This is a genomic window from Limnohabitans sp. T6-5 (genome assembly GCF_003063315.1).
Classification (GTDB): domain Bacteria; phylum Pseudomonadota; class Gammaproteobacteria; order Burkholderiales; family Burkholderiaceae_C; genus Limnohabitans_A.
Map to the genome: position 1 here is coordinate 415,639 of NZ_NERV01000001.1, position 14,093 is coordinate 429,731.

Here is a 14,093-nt window from a genome sequence, read left to right on the forward strand (position 1 = left end):
GGCCAAAATCACCTTATCAAGCCAGCCTTGGGCGGCTGCGGCAGACACGTTGAGTAACTTGCGCGGCACGTTGTAGCCATGTTGCTTGCATGGCCTGCTGGGCATCAGGCGTTTTTCGAATCAGTGGGCAAAACGCCCGCGTGCCCGGCAGGTTGTCGCGCACCCGCCAACGCTTATTGGGCTCAGCCAGCCCCTCACTTGCGGCCACCAGCTTGTGGCTGTCCACCACATCCACATAGCTACCGGCGGGCATCACATCCAATGCCAGCTCTCGCCCTGTGAGCCATTCAAACAAGAAACCAGCACGCCTAGCGTACTGGCCGCTAGGTTCGGCAGATATCCAGCTGGCCAGCTCTTGAGGCTCGATTTGCGCAAACACACGCGACAGAAGCTCTAAATGAAGCACCTCGTGCTTGAGGTGAAACGTCAAATGCCCACGCAAGTCTGAACTTGGACGCATGCTTTCCACATAGGTCTCTGTGGTGATGCCGTCTGCCACATGCGTGGACCGACGCCCCCCTATGCGGCTTTGCACAGCCAAAGGCATCACCAGCTCCACGCCAGTGTGTGTGGCCAACCAGGCCCCACCGATCAGGTTGTGTGTTGTCATCGAGCGATTATGCGAAAAAACACCTTCGACCGCACAAAATCAATTTCAAAACCAGATATTTGCACAAAAATGAATGCAAAGACATGGTTGTCAAACTGCACCATCGGGGGGGCAAACGTTCGATGCGGGCCATACTGAATCGACTGCCCTGATCAAGTTAGCTTCACCACTTCATCATCCATGACAAAGTGGCTAATCAACACGGCAAAACCTGCGGTTTTCCGTAGGTCGGTGGTCGAAGACTCCGACAGGGGCCTGTGTTGCCGAGCATGAGCCACCCCAAAAACCGGGGCATCCCCAAAGATCAGACATTCGATTGACAGCTGCAGCGGCCAAGGACAAATACCCCATCTCCTGCGTCTTATAGAGGCGGCAGCGGCCAAGCATACAAGCCACTGACAGTTTTGACCATAACGCCTGCTTAGCTCTTTACACCCATCTATAGTTCTTTATAGACCATCCAAAAACCCTGAACTTCTCAAAAGCTCTGCGGTAGTGCTTTCTTCTAGGGCATACACCCCTCTTTTTTCGCGCCAGACCAAGCCTTTATCCTGCAGTGCAGCCAACGCTTGCTGAACGTTGGAAACATCAGGCACAAGCGTTTCAGCAGGAGCAATTTTTTTAATTACTGCCGCATACGAATTCATGGCCGCCTCATCGAATGGGGCATATTTCTCTGCCTTCGCGGCCATGACCCGCAAAACAGATGATTGAAGCGGCGTCAGCGCATCAATGACCCGCATCGTTTGAGCATCTGCCATCTCAATCTGGCCTTGCACCGCTTTGACAAATGCCTCACTCACCATATTGGACTCTAAAGCGAAATCAAACCTCACATGATCCGCCGCCGCCGCCAAAAGCTCTGGTCTAAATGCGGCTTGCTCAAATAATCGGTATACCATGTCCACCTCTAACTGAGCAGACAGACCCACCCCCTCACAAAACCACGCGACATAATCTTTTCCTAGAGGAGGAAAGGCCACAAGCGGAGCCCCAAAAAAAGCTTGATCCTTGCTGTTTCTCAGCATCGCCAACTTATCGCGATTTGAACCAGTCGCCACAATACGCAAGCCAAAGTGCGCGCTGCTGTTGAGCTCATCCCTGGCTGCCTTTAGCGCAAACAAAGCTGCGAAACCGGCATCTGTTGTGATGGCGTGTTGCGCTTCGTCGATCAACAAAGCAATAGGCGCCTTGACTTCATCAGACAACGCCGCCAAGGCGGCGCTCAAGGCAACATCTTTTCCTAAACTCGCGTGACTCCAAGAAATGCCTATACCGGCCAAATTCACCTTGTCGATGCCCGCACTTTTAGAAAGCCGCTTCACGACGCCATCGTGTTTTGACAGCTCGTCTCGAATGGCGCTCGCAATCAAGTCACCGGGGTCAGCTTGCTTGTTTGCCCACAAATCCACATAAATCACAACTGCACCAGCCTTTGACAGCGTAGGGCGCAAGTCTTCCCTCATGAATGTGGACTTCCCGGTTCGGCGCGGGGCAGCCAAAAAAAGTCCAGACGACGACGACACCCCGACACCGGTCGCCAGCACCTGCTGCGCCATTTTTTCGGCCAGAGCCGATCTATGAAATACGGACATTGACATGTCGAACTCCTACGGAGAAAGCTATTTATAGTCAACTATAGAGGATTACATCAACCTCCGTATTGCTGACCCACCTACTGTCGGCAAGCGCCAACACCCACACGATGGAATTTTCAAGGCCAACACCCACACTGCCTCGTAGGTCGGTGGTCGAAGACTTCGACAGGGGCCTGTGTTGCCGAGCATGAGCCACCCCAAAAACCGGGGCATCCCCAAAGATCAGACATTCGATTGACAGCTGCAGCGGCCAAGGACAAATGCCCCCACCTGCACCTCTCGCGTTGACCCGTCCACGTTGTAGCCATGTTGCTTGAGCAATGCGTGCTGCTTGGCTTTGCTCAGGTCGTGCGCCAACATCTCTTGCACCATCTCGTCCTGGGTGATTTCTGGCACCCAGCCTAGGCTGGCTTTGGCTTTGCTGGGGTCGCCCATCGTTGCACTTCAGCCAAGTTGGGGGCTTCTGATTTGAGTTGCCCGATGCGGGCTAAATTCGCCAATGCTTCAGTGGCCATCTTGATCGCCTTCAAGCAAATGGATGATCGGCTGCGCCAACACCTTGTTGACAAATGAATCCGGGTCGACCCGACGCATCTCAAACTCCCGGATCGTGTAGCAAGTCGGGTTCACTTTGCGCCCCAGCGCCTCTTCGGTTGTTTGCAGATGCTGCAGCACCTCGGCCAAGGTCAGGTCTACGCCAACCAACATCAGGTCGACATCGCTCGCAGAAGTGTCTTCCTGCTTGGCCACTGAACCATAAATGAATGCACGAGCCAGCTTAGGCCGTAAGGGCTCTAGCGCCTGCATCAGCGCAGCTTGCACACCGCAAGTCTTGTGCGTCAGCGAAACCAACTCGTGAAACAAGGGGCTCTTCGGATTAGCTTGAAACACCCGCAGGTTTCCCATGCGTGTGCTCAGCACCACTCCGCTGAGCGTGAGCCGCTTGAGCTCTTGCTGCAACGATGCACTGCTCAAACCCGACAGCCGCAACAGCTCGTTCAAGAAAAAAGAGCGCTCTGGTTGGCCAAACAGCCAGCGAAACAAACGGGCTTGACGGTCAGTAAAAATGGCATTGGCAAGTGACATACCATCAATTTAGCACAATCATGCTTATATTTGGCACGATCATGCCAATTTAAGGGCCTACCTCTCCACTCCCACTCCCACTCCCACTCCCACTCCCACGGCACGGCACGGCACGGCCACGGCCACGGCCACGTTGTAGCCATGTTGCTTAAGCAATGCGTGTTGTTTGGCTTTGCTCAGGTCGTGCGCCACCATTTCTTGCACCCACGTAATTTGGGGCACCCGGGCCAAGTCGGCTTTGGCTTTGGCTTTGCTGGGGTCGCCCAGCGGGGTTTCCTCCTCAGTGGGGCGTAAATAGCGGGCCTCGACACAGGCATGTCGGGGCTGAAGCCACCGACCTACGAATACCCTGGCTCCCCGCAGGTCACCTCCAGGTCCGACGTTGTCCGCTTCGGAGCAGGCTGCATGTCGGGGCTGAAGCCACCGACCTACGAATACCTTGGCTCCCCGCAGGTCACCTCCAAGTCCGACGTTGTCCGCTTCGGCGCAGGCTGCATGTCGGGGCTGAAGACACCGACCTACGAGCCTCGGCCTCTGAATAAAGGCTCATTTCATGTGTAATACAACGTTTTTTTATCCACATTACAAATCAAAATTTGCAAAAAAAAAGCGCGACACCTCGGTGCCGCGCTTTGTAAAAAGTAAATGCCGCTTAAGCCGCTGGCTGCCCTTGCTTAGCGGGCGCTGCACCTTCGGCTGCAGCTTACAAAATTTTTGCCTATTGAAGACTTTACAGGGCCGGATCAATAGGTTGCTAAATGCAAAACTTAAACGCGACCGTACAAATCTTCGAACCGAACAATGTCGTCCTCACCCAAGTAAGAGCCCGACTGCACCTCTATCAAATGCAGCGGCACTTTGCCTGGGTTTTCTAGCGAATGCGTCACACCCACAGGGATGTAGACCGACTCGTTTTCTGTGACCAGCTTGACCTCGTCGCCCAAGCGCACCGATGCCGTGCCCGACACCACCACCCAATGCTCGGCGCGGTGATGATGCATTTGCAGCGACAGCTTGGCCCCGGGCTTGACGGTGATGCGCTTGACTTGAAAGCGGCTACCACTGTCCACGCTGTCATAGCTGCCCCATGGCCGGAACACTTCGCGGTGCAGGTCTGCCTCTGGGCGTTTTTGAGCCTTCAGGCGGTCTACCACCTTCTTCACATCTTGGGCTTTGTCTTTGTGGGCCACCAGCACTGCATCGGTGGTTTCGACCACCACCAAGTCGTCCACACCAATCAGTGCCACCAGGCGGCTGTCGGCATGCACATAGCTGTTGCTTGCGCCTTCTAGCAGCACGTCACCACGGGTGGCGTTGCCTTGGCCGTCTTGCGGCAGCACTTGCCACACGGCAGACCATGCGCCTACATCGTTCCAGCCTGCGTCTAGGGGCACGACCACGGCTTTGCTGGTTTTCTCCATCACGGCGTAGTCCACGCTGTCGGATGGGCTGCTGGCAAAGGCTTCATTGTCCAAGCGCACAAACTCCAGGTCTTTTTGCGCCTTGGTCCATGCGGCTTGGCAGGCTTGCAGCATGGCTGGGTTGGCCTTGCCAAGCTCTTCTAAAAACACAGAAGCTTTGAACATGAACATGCCACTGTTCCAGGTGTAGCTACCCTCTTGCAGATACGCTTGTGCGGTGGCAAGGTCGGGCTTTTCTACAAACTGTTGCACGGGCACTGCGGCATTGGCGTCCAGGGCCTGGCTGGCTTTGACATAGCCATAGCCTGTTTCGGCATGCGTGGGCACGATGCCAAACGTCACCAGCGCCCCGCCCTCTGCTGCCTTTAGGCCCACGCGCACGGCATGGTGAAAAGCGGGCACATTGGCAAACACATGGTCTGAGGGCAGCACCAGCAGCACGGGGTCAGCCCCGTTGGCTTGGGCGGCCAGCGCAGCGGCTGCAATGGCGGGCGCGGTATTGCGCGCCACGGGCTCTAGCACGATGCTGTGCGGCTCTACACCTGCTTCGCGGCATTGCTCGCCCACCAAAAAGCGGTGGTCGTTGTTGGCCACCACAATGGGCCGCATGGCATCAGCCGTGATGCCCTGTAATCGCTTCAGCGTGAGCTGAAACAACGAAGCATCTTCGGTCACACCCAAAAACTGTTTGGGGCGCATCGCGCGTGACAAGGGCCACAAGCGTGAGCCACTGCCACCAGACAAAATCACAGGCACTAATTGCGTCATGTGTAGTTCTTTAAAAAGTCTTGGTACGCCAGCTGAATGCCATCGGCCAAAGCCACCTTGGCACGCCAGCCTTGGGCGGCGGCGGCTGACACATCGAGCAGCTTGCGCGGTGTGCCATCGGGCTTGGTGCTGTCAAACACAATGCGCCCTTCAAAGCCCACCACTTTCATCACCTGCTCGGCCAGTTCGCGGATAGTCACATCCACGCCTGTGCCAATGTTGAGCAAGGGGCCGTGGTAGCCCGCTGTCATCAGCTGCACGCAAGCGTCGGCCAGGTCGTCTACATACAAAAACTCGCGCATAGGCTTGCCGCTGCCCCACACCACGTATTCGGCATCACCGCGCAGCTTGGCTTCGTGGGCTTTGCGGATCAGCGCGGGCAACACATGGCTGTTTTGCAAGTCGTAGTTGTCGCCGGGGCCATACAGGTTAGTCGGCATCACGCTGGTGTAGCGAGTGCCGTATTGGGCGTTAAAGCTCTCGCACAGCTTGATGCCCGCAATCTTGGCCAAGGCATAAGGCTCGTTGGTTTGCTCTAGCGGGCCTGTGAGCAAGTATTCTTCCTTGATGGGCTGCGGGCAGTCACGCGGGTAAATGCAGCTGGAGCCCAAAAACATCAGGTCGTTGATGCCTGCGGCATACGCGCCTTGAATCAGGTTGGCTTCCATCATCAGGTTTTGATAGATGAAGTCGGCACGGTAGGTGTTGTTGGCATGAATGCCCCCCACCTTGGCCGCTGCGATGAACAAATAGTCGGGCTTTTCGGCTTTGAGAAAAGCCTCTACCTCGGTTTGGCGCGTCAGGTCTAGCTCGGCATGTGTGCGGGTGATGATGTGCTGATAGCCATCCGCCTTCAGGCGCCGCACAATGGCCGAACCCACCATGCCACGGTGGCCGGCTACGTAAATTTTGGAGTCTTGTTTCATCACTTCATTCATTCAACTATGGCAAACAACCTCTGCCATTCATCCTCTAGGGCGTCAAACACAGCCGCTTGCACAGTGTCTGAAAACTTTTTGCGCTGATTCGCAGAAACTTTGCCCTTGTTTTGCAAACAGCTCAGCACCAGTGTTGTTAAATCGCGGCCTCGTACATCAAACCGCTCATCCACGGTCTTGAACAGTGCATCAAACTGTGCCAAAAAATCTGTTTCTTCTTTTAAATCTTTTTGCAGCGCTTGCTGCGCCATTTCCAGCCCAAACGCCACGCATGCTGTAGCGTCCCAATACCGATACACAGAGGCATCTGCCTTGAGCGCAAAGTCAAACGCATCATCACCCAGCCATGTCACATTCCACGCTTGACGGGCTGGCTTTGAATAGCTCTGCAGCGCAGCCAAATACGCACTCTCGTTGCGCTTCATCGCCACTGAAACCGGCAGCAGCAGGCCATCGCCCCATTGCCCCGAGCGGCACAACGCGTGGTGAAACAAAAACCGCGACAAACGCCCGTTGCCATCCATGAAAGGGTGAATAAACACAAACGCAAACGACACCACAGCAGCACACACCAATGGGTTTATTTGCTTGGGCGCTTCATTGGCAAACGCAAGCAACTCATCCATCAGCTCAGGCACCCACTCAGGCGGCGGCGGTACATAGGTAATGCCCACCGCACCACGCAAAGGCCCACGCAGCCAGTTTTGTTGGTGTCTGTACTCGGCCGCATGGTCGAGCTGGTTGGTCATGCACACATTTTGCAAGTCAACCAAATACGCCTCATCCAATAAAGCGGCTTGGCTGGCTTGCCTTAAAAGCGCCACAAACGCCTCGGCCTTAGAGTGCGATGGCAGCTCTTTTTCGATGGCAAACGAACTATGCGTTTCGTGCAAATAAGCCCACGACATGGCGCGCTCTGCCGCCATAGGCGCCAAATCGGCCACAAACCGTTGGGCACTGCCCAAAATATCTGCCGCTAACAAAGCCTCAATGGCAGGCGTGCGCTCTACAGTCACGCAATACCGCAGGCTACCTAAGCCATTGAAATTGACCCGCCATTTGGCGTTGCGCGTACCCTTGGTGGTGATGTAGCGGCGCGTATCAAACACGTCAACCGTTGGCCCCGCAATCGCAGGCAGGCCTTGCAGCTCTGTGTTGTTAAAAAACTCCCACAAAAAACACGCCACGCGTATATAAACCCCTGTTGGCGCAGCGTGAATGGCCGTCACCATGTCTTGGGCTGGAACCTTGGGCAGCGCTTGGGCCAACACCTGCATGTTGACGCCCTCGTGCTTGAGCGCAAACAACACATGGTCCAACAACGTTTGGGTTTTGTTGGCAACTTGAGCGGGCACCAACATGCCATTGGGCACCTCGGTGACCCGTGTGACCGCCCCAAGACGGGCGTGCGTGGCTGGCTCAAATGCTGTCAGCCCCATTTGCATATGAAGTTGGGCGTAGCCTAGGAAGCTCATATTTTCTTTCGGAGTCTAATATTTTCTTAAAATATCATTATCCGCCGGATATTTTCTTAAATCCAGACCAAAATTTAGCGCTCCACCCCCACGGCCACGTTGTAGCCATGCTGCTTGAGTAATGCGTGTTGTTTGGCTTTGCTCAGGTCGTGCGCCACCATTTCTTGCACCATCTCGTCCAGGGTGATTTCTGGTACCCAGCCAAGGTTGGCTTTGGCTTTGCTAGGGTCGCCCAGCAAGGTTTCTACTTCGGTGGGGCGGAAGTAGCGTGGGTCAATCTTGACCACCACTTGGCCAACCTTCAGTGCGGGGGCGTTGTCGCCGGTGATGCTGGCAACCTTGGCCACTTCGTTCACGCCCTCACCTTCAAAGGCCAAGGTCACGCCCAGTTGATGAGCGGTTTTGCTGATGAACTCACGCACAGAGTATTGAACGCCTGTGGCAATGACGTAATCTTGCGGTTTGTCTTGTTGCAGCATCATCCACTGCATGCGCACGTAGTCTTTGGCGTGGCCCCAGTCGCGCAGGGCATCCATATTGCCCATGTACAGGCAGTCTTCCAAGCCTTGGGCAATGTTGGCCATACCACGGGTAATTTTGCGAGTGACGAAGGTTTCGCCACGGCGTGGGCTTTCGTGGTTAAACAAAATACCGTTGCAGGCATAAATGCCATAGGCCTCGCGGTAGTTGACCGTAATCCAATACGCATACATCTTGGCCACGGCATAGGGGCTGCGTGGGTAAAAAGGCGTGGTTTCTTTTTGCGGTATTTCTTGTACCAAACCGTATAGCTCGGATGTGGAGGCTTGGTAGAAGCGCGTTTTCTTTTCTAGCCCCAGCATGCGAATGGCCTCTAGCAAGCGCAGTGTGCCCATGCCGTCTACATCGGCGGTGTATTCGGGTGACTCAAAAGACACAGCCACATGGCTTTGCGCGCCTAGGTTATATATCTCATCTGGCTGCACCTCTTGAATGATGCGCGTGAGGTTGCTGGTGTCTGACAAATCACCATAGTGCAAATGCAAGTTTTTGTTGTTTGCATGTGGGTCTTGGTAAATATGGTCAATACGGTCTGTATTGAACAGCGAGGCCCGGCGCTTGATGCCGTGAACGATGTAGCCTTTTTCTAAAAGAAATTCGGCTAGGTAAGAACCGTCTTGACCTGTTATGCCAGTAATTAATGCGACCTTCTTCATGTTTTTAATCCAATTTTAAATAGTCAATTATTTCTTTACGCCCTGAAAAATCTGGAGAATTAAGCAAAGGTTGAGCATGCAATATCGCACTTTCTCGATCTCCAATATCTAACAAAACCAATACCAAGTTATACCTAACCCAATAGGAAGAAGGCGACTCTTCCAATATGCCTTTAAATAACGAGGCAGCAATTCCCAAGTGCCGTGTTTTTTTAAAAAAAAGACCAAAATCACGAGCCAATGCATTAATATCAGAAAGATTTTGAAAATTTTGATTGATTGACAATACTAAATCCGCCTTCATCTCCTCAAAGTTTAGATTAGGAGCATGATTAACTTTTGAACTTAAATTAAAATACGGAGAGTTACTGAGTACTGAAGAAGCCAAAAAATCAGAAAATTTATTAGAATTATTTGACACACATGAACTAATTATTGCGCTTTCAAAGAAATTCCCATGAAATTTAAATAAAAATCCAACAAACTCCAACTGCTGATCAAGAGAGGAGTCTTGGCTTAACTTTAAGGTATAACCATTCGATATTGGCAATTTCCCAGAAGGGAAAGTTTGAAACATTAATGTTAACTTCCCCCTCGGATTCGCAGTTAAATATCTATTGCTATGCGATATAGTAAAATAATCACCTTGCGACCCCCATTCGGTTGATGATATTGAATTTGAACTCATTTCACCGAAATTACCCATCAAGCCAATAATTTCAATCTTTGAATTAACATTAATGGAATAGCTTTTATTGGGCCTCAATCTCACCGTATCAAAGGCAGCTAGAGAAGTAGACCTGCTGAGTGCCTCAAAATCCCCATTAATGCTCGTAGCACTTATAATGCCGTATTTTTGCTTAAAATTTGAAACCGGATAAATTTTATTCGAGACATCATACATATAGGCTGAATGATAATTGAGCAAAACTTTCACAATCCAGCTATGGAACTCTGGCTTATGATGACCCTTATCATCCCTAAAAAACAACGAATAATCATCGATGCTATATTTTACAGAGAGTCGATCAATGGCATTGTAACAATCAACTACACAACCATCATAATGATTAAAAGCATCGCGCCAAACATTAGATGCTGAAGAAGCCTTCTTGATTGTTTGCGGCCAAGGCAAATCCAACAAATAAAAGGGTTTATTAAGGGATCTAAGAGCACTTACAAAATCGTTAACATAACCCTTTAATAATTCTATTCCTTGTGCACTTCCCCCAAATCGAAGATCGATAATACTGGGCTCAACAACAATAAAATCACACTCCATCAGCCGATCCCAGTTAAGAAGAAACTGATAAATATGTGATGGAGTTGGACTACCACCTAGAGCCAAATTTAATACATCACAATTATTTTTACGAAACTGCGAAGCGATCCCATCAACTAATATGCAATTCGAACTACCAAACAATCCGATCTTGTATGAGTAATTTTTCATAGCATATTAATTGATATCATTCTTGATGTCATAATAATCAAGAACACTTTTATATTGAATCGACAATGCCTTGCGCTTCAAATAATAATCATTAAAATTAAAATTGCAACACTCCTTCATGTCTTCAAGGGACTTTAACTCCAAAAATTTTTCCAGACTTAAGTTTGGCAAAGCCATCGTTTCAACAAGCTCTGAGGTTCTTGAATCATGAGTAATCCATATTGCTGGACAACCTGATTGAAAAGGAACCATGTTGCCGTGTAACCTCAATCCTATTGAGAGATCAAACTTGGACATTTCCTCCAACCATTGATCTACACTAATGTATAACCGAACTGAGGATGTTAAAAATTTACGAAACTGACTTTCATCCATACCGGGCGCAATTGATAGATTAAGTGATTTAATCAACTCTGGAGCACAAGATTCAACTTGGTAAGGATTATTCTCCCTCAATATCCTAACAAACGGTTCTACTGATTGCTGAACATAAACGCCCCCCATTTCCTTAGTTAAAGAAATTAATTTTTGTTCAGCAAGTTTTTTAGTACCATTTTTTGGCCAAGGTTCATCACCAGTAGCAGAAAGTGTCCTAACAGGAGACTTCCATTTCTTTTCTAGCTTTTCATGTAGATTTTCATCTTTATTTAAAAAATTACTAGGACAACCCATAATGTGGGTATTTAAAACTCCATACTTATTCAACACATTTTTAGTATAGATTCCACGAACAGCAACCCTACAATCCATCCCCTTCATTAATTCAATTAACTTTAATATACTAGGATGAAAATTAAAATCTAGTTTATTATAGTCATCAGCCTGTGCACCCAGACCAATAAATACAAGTGGTAAATTACAAGCCTCCAAGAAATTTACATAACCAGTTAGGTCAAAATTCTCACGAATAAAATTAGCAACTGGCAGCACTAACACACGACACTTATCCCGTATGACCTTCGGATCCCACGGAATATCAATGCCAACAATCAGCTTAGGCTCAGTTATTGCATTGTAGACAGCGTACTGAAATACTAAATTACCAGTATTATGTCCAACAGATGATAAAAAATCTGCTGTACTTAAAAATGAGGCTCCTTTAACTACACCTGAAGAACCTAATATCGCAACACTTTTCATTTTAATCCTTAAAAATCAACCCCACTCATTTCGACTTTTTTCATGCAGGTTGAAAGCCTCATCGCTATCTCACTGAATGAGCTCCATGTGCTACCAAGCAAATGTGTACTTTGACTCAGCAAAATTGCATCCGCTAAGCCGTAGAGTATTTGCTCCTTAGAACGGTCGTATACCGTCCGCGGCAAGTACAACAACTTTTCTTTGTAAGTTCCAATAAATACCTCATAGTTTTCAGGCAGATCTGTGGCCAAGAAAATCCTTCTGTCAGGCTCATCTTCTAAGAGGGTATCTATTCGCTTTAAGAAAACTGAGTAATGACTTTTTTCACGCCAATAATGAATCTGCTCATGACTGTCCTTGCTCCAATTCTCCTGAGAGTCATAGGCGTTGTTGTCGCGACCTTGCCCTGCTTCCATACGCACATGCACACCTACAGAATTGGCTGGTAATTGAACGCTATTAACCAAATCCATCACAGCTTTTACGGGTTTGAGTCGTTGTATTTCAGCATTTTCTGTGTCCCAGTTAGATGCTTCATGCTTCAACACAAAAGCAGAACGCACCAAGATATCTTTACCTTTATCTAGGACGATTTCGGCGTCTTTAACACCGCCATCTTCAATCTCCATATAGTTATATCGTTTGATGTCCTGCGGCAAATCTGCATATGATTCGACAACCGATCCGTCATAGTCAAACAAATCGCTAAATCGGCATTCACAATGGACATCCGGCACCCAGACTACCACCAATTCTCTGTCAGTTGCTCTGGCAATTGCTGCAGCAGATCCGAATGCTCTTAAACGATTTCCTAATCCGTGCTGTGCATCGATATACAAACGCTCACGTCGTTTTTTAGAAGTTGTCGGTTTACTTGAAGCTAGCGCATTCAAAAATTCAGAATTAACCTTAATATGACACCCTGATCCATTGGTAACCAAATTCGCTAATTCATGTACGTTTTCTTTATCGACGAATTTCAAACCACTTGATCTGACCCATCGTTTAAGTCGGACTGCTTTATTGCCTGATTCATTTGCAAAACTCTCTGATCCTGCACCGTATGAACTGATAAACACTCCGACACTATCATTCTTAGAAAAATGAAGAATTAAATTCTTCAACGGAGTTAAATCGTATTCTTGTGTATTTATTTCAAACTCTAAATAAATACTGTGTCGCTTAATTTCTTTAGGCTCGTTCAAACCTTGAACAAGCAAATCGACGTCAAACTGAGAAATTTCTGATAATTTCTTAGTTGAAAGTAGCTTTTCCAGATCTGCCCTTTCAAGGTGAAATGCAGATGGGCCTAAGCGCCATGAAAGTATCTCCGTAGCAGAATAGATCTCTGCATCGCGACGCATGGTTGCACTTACATAGTGAGGCATATCGATGACAATTCGCTCAACCGTCAACAAGCCAGTTTCGTGATTTAATATCCTAAAAGGTGCAAATGCCCTGTCTTTATTCCAAAAAGGCATGACAGTCGCAATATAGCGGTTTGCCCTTATTTTGAATAAAGGATCGCCTTGAAGCTCTGTCCATGCATTGCTGTCTTTTTTACTTACGCCATCTAAACGAGAGGCGTCATCATGGGGAATGTGATAGATGCTCTTTGTGTCAACACAAACACGCTGCAAGCCTGATGTAGCTAATCTTGAGTAAATATCATCATCATCCCAGCCATAGGTTGTGATGTACTCATTAAAACCTTTGATTTTTAATAGATCTTTAGAGCGCAGATAAAAGAACCCGTTGATATGTTCTTGACCTTTTTCTGCCTTAGTCCAATCACCAGCAATAAATGTACCGGCCATCAAAGGGTTTTTATCAAAGAAATCAGGTTTTAAGGTAATGTCTGCATCAACCTTCAAGATAAGTTCATGTTTTGCCAACCTAAAACCAAGGTTAAATGCATAAGATAGAATCCATCTAGGCTCGTTATCCACACGAACTACTTTAATACGCTTGTCTTTAAAACCATTTTCATCCAGGCTTTGACGAACAGATTCATCTGAAGTCCAGTCAACAATAATCACTTCCCGAACCGTTTGATGTGCCAACCATGTAGGCAATGCTTTTAGCAGGTTTTCTGTTCTATTTCGACAACAGTTGACAATACTTACACCAGGCAATGTGGCTTCGACACCAGAACCAACCTTACCTGTTAGTTTTTCCTCTGGCGTAATAGCCTCAGCCGTGGCATTTAATCCGTAACGATCTCTGATTAGGTTAATCAGCTTTAAGTTTGAATCGCTTGTTTTATTTCTTTTCTTTAAGATTTCACGCTCAACACCATTAAGCAAATCGTTCGCGTGATTTCTTTCACCATCTTGCGCAGATTTAATGGCTTTTGAAATAATCAAGCCGAGTGGTGAGTTATTTTCGTTTAGTACGTTCATATTGAT

At 48.8% G+C, this 14,093-nt stretch carries 11 protein-coding genes; all 11 read right to left on the minus strand.

Annotated elements, in window-relative coordinates; translation table 11 throughout:
* Positions 1-16: 16 nt before the first annotated feature.
* On the minus strand, positions 17-610 hold the full coding sequence (locus B9Z51_RS01670) for a hypothetical protein (protein WP_108371243.1): 594 nt from the start codon (positions 608-610) through the stop codon (positions 17-19).
* Positions 611-1,059: 449 nt separating this feature from the next.
* The gene (locus B9Z51_RS01675) at positions 1,060-2,211 is read right to left on the minus strand and encodes an ATP-binding protein (RefSeq protein WP_233254789.1); all 1,152 of its coding nucleotides are present in this window, start codon (positions 2,209-2,211) and stop codon (positions 1,060-1,062) included.
* Positions 2,212-2,430: 219 nt separating this feature from the next.
* Positions 2,431-2,643 carry a hypothetical protein gene (locus B9Z51_RS01680; protein WP_199227422.1) on the minus strand — a complete coding sequence of 71 codons (213 nt, stop codon included), beginning with the start codon at positions 2,641-2,643 and terminating at the stop codon, positions 2,431-2,433.
* Positions 2,644-2,712: 69 nt separating this feature from the next.
* Positions 2,713-3,294, minus strand: a complete 582-nt coding sequence (locus B9Z51_RS01685) for a nucleotidyltransferase domain-containing protein (protein WP_108371246.1) — start codon at positions 3,292-3,294, stop codon at positions 2,713-2,715.
* A 767-nt stretch (positions 3,295-4,061) separates the two neighbouring features.
* Positions 4,062-5,483: a mannose-1-phosphate guanylyltransferase/mannose-6-phosphate isomerase gene (locus tag B9Z51_RS01695; RefSeq protein ID WP_108371247.1), complete on the minus strand. Its 1,422-nt coding sequence runs from the start codon at positions 5,481-5,483 to the stop codon at positions 4,062-4,064.
* A complete protein-coding gene (locus B9Z51_RS01700) occupies positions 5,480-6,409 on the minus strand; it encodes a GDP-L-fucose synthase (protein WP_108372627.1) in 930 nt (309 codons plus the stop codon). The genes B9Z51_RS01695 and B9Z51_RS01700 overlap by 4 nt, the downstream gene beginning before the upstream one ends.
* An 8-nt stretch (positions 6,410-6,417) precedes the next feature.
* Entirely contained in the window at positions 6,418-7,896 is a 1,479-nt protein-coding gene (locus B9Z51_RS01705; protein ID WP_108371249.1) for a Fic family protein, read from the minus strand.
* Positions 7,897-7,970: 74 nt separating this feature from the next.
* Entirely contained in the window at positions 7,971-9,092 is a 1,122-nt protein-coding gene (gene gmd / locus B9Z51_RS01710) for a GDP-mannose 4,6-dehydratase (RefSeq protein WP_108371251.1), read from the minus strand.
* Between the two features lie 4 nt (positions 9,093-9,096).
* Positions 9,097-10,545, minus strand: a complete 1,449-nt coding sequence (locus B9Z51_RS18125) for a tetratricopeptide repeat protein (RefSeq protein WP_146187667.1) — start codon at positions 10,543-10,545, stop codon at positions 9,097-9,099.
* A gap of 6 nt (positions 10,546-10,551) precedes the next feature.
* A complete protein-coding gene (locus tag B9Z51_RS01720) occupies positions 10,552-11,685 on the minus strand; it encodes a polysaccharide pyruvyl transferase family protein (RefSeq protein ID WP_108371254.1) in 1,134 nt (377 codons plus the stop codon).
* 8 nt (positions 11,686-11,693) lie between these two features.
* Complete coding sequence (locus B9Z51_RS01725; protein ID WP_108371256.1) at positions 11,694-14,087, minus strand: galactosyltransferase-related protein; 2,394 nt, start codon at positions 14,085-14,087, stop codon at positions 11,694-11,696.
* Between the last annotated feature and the right edge of the window lie 6 nt (positions 14,088-14,093).

Bases quoted from the DNA above. Each gene is read 5' to 3' on its own strand.
- B9Z51_RS01670 (WP_108371243.1), bottom strand. From the start codon at position 610: ATGACAACACACAACCTGATCGGTGGGGCCTGGTTGGCCACACACACT.
- B9Z51_RS01675 (WP_233254789.1), bottom strand. From the start codon at position 2,211: ATGTCAATGTCCGTATTTCATAGATCGGCTCTGGCCGAAAAAATGGCG.
- B9Z51_RS01680 (WP_199227422.1), bottom strand. From the start codon at position 2,643: ATGGGCGACCCCAGCAAAGCCAAAGCCAGCCTAGGCTGGGTGCCAGAA.
- B9Z51_RS01685 (WP_108371246.1), bottom strand. From the start codon at position 3,294: ATGTCACTTGCCAATGCCATTTTTACTGACCGTCAAGCCCGTTTGTTT.
- B9Z51_RS01695 (WP_108371247.1), bottom strand. From the start codon at position 5,483: ATGACGCAATTAGTGCCTGTGATTTTGTCTGGTGGCAGTGGCTCACGC.
- B9Z51_RS01700 (WP_108372627.1), bottom strand. From the start codon at position 6,409: ATGAAACAAGACTCCAAAATTTACGTAGCCGGCCACCGTGGCATGGTG.
- B9Z51_RS01705 (WP_108371249.1), bottom strand. From the start codon at position 7,896: ATGAGCTTCCTAGGCTACGCCCAACTTCATATGCAAATGGGGCTGACA.
- gmd (WP_108371251.1), bottom strand. From the start codon at position 9,092: ATGAAGAAGGTCGCATTAATTACTGGCATAACAGGTCAAGACGGTTCT.
- B9Z51_RS18125 (WP_146187667.1), bottom strand. From the start codon at position 10,545: ATGAAAAATTACTCATACAAGATCGGATTGTTTGGTAGTTCGAATTGC.
- B9Z51_RS01720 (WP_108371254.1), bottom strand. From the start codon at position 11,685: ATGAAAAGTGTTGCGATATTAGGTTCTTCAGGTGTAGTTAAAGGAGCC.
- B9Z51_RS01725 (WP_108371256.1), bottom strand. From the start codon at position 14,087: ATGAACGTACTAAACGAAAATAACTCACCACTCGGCTTGATTATTTCA.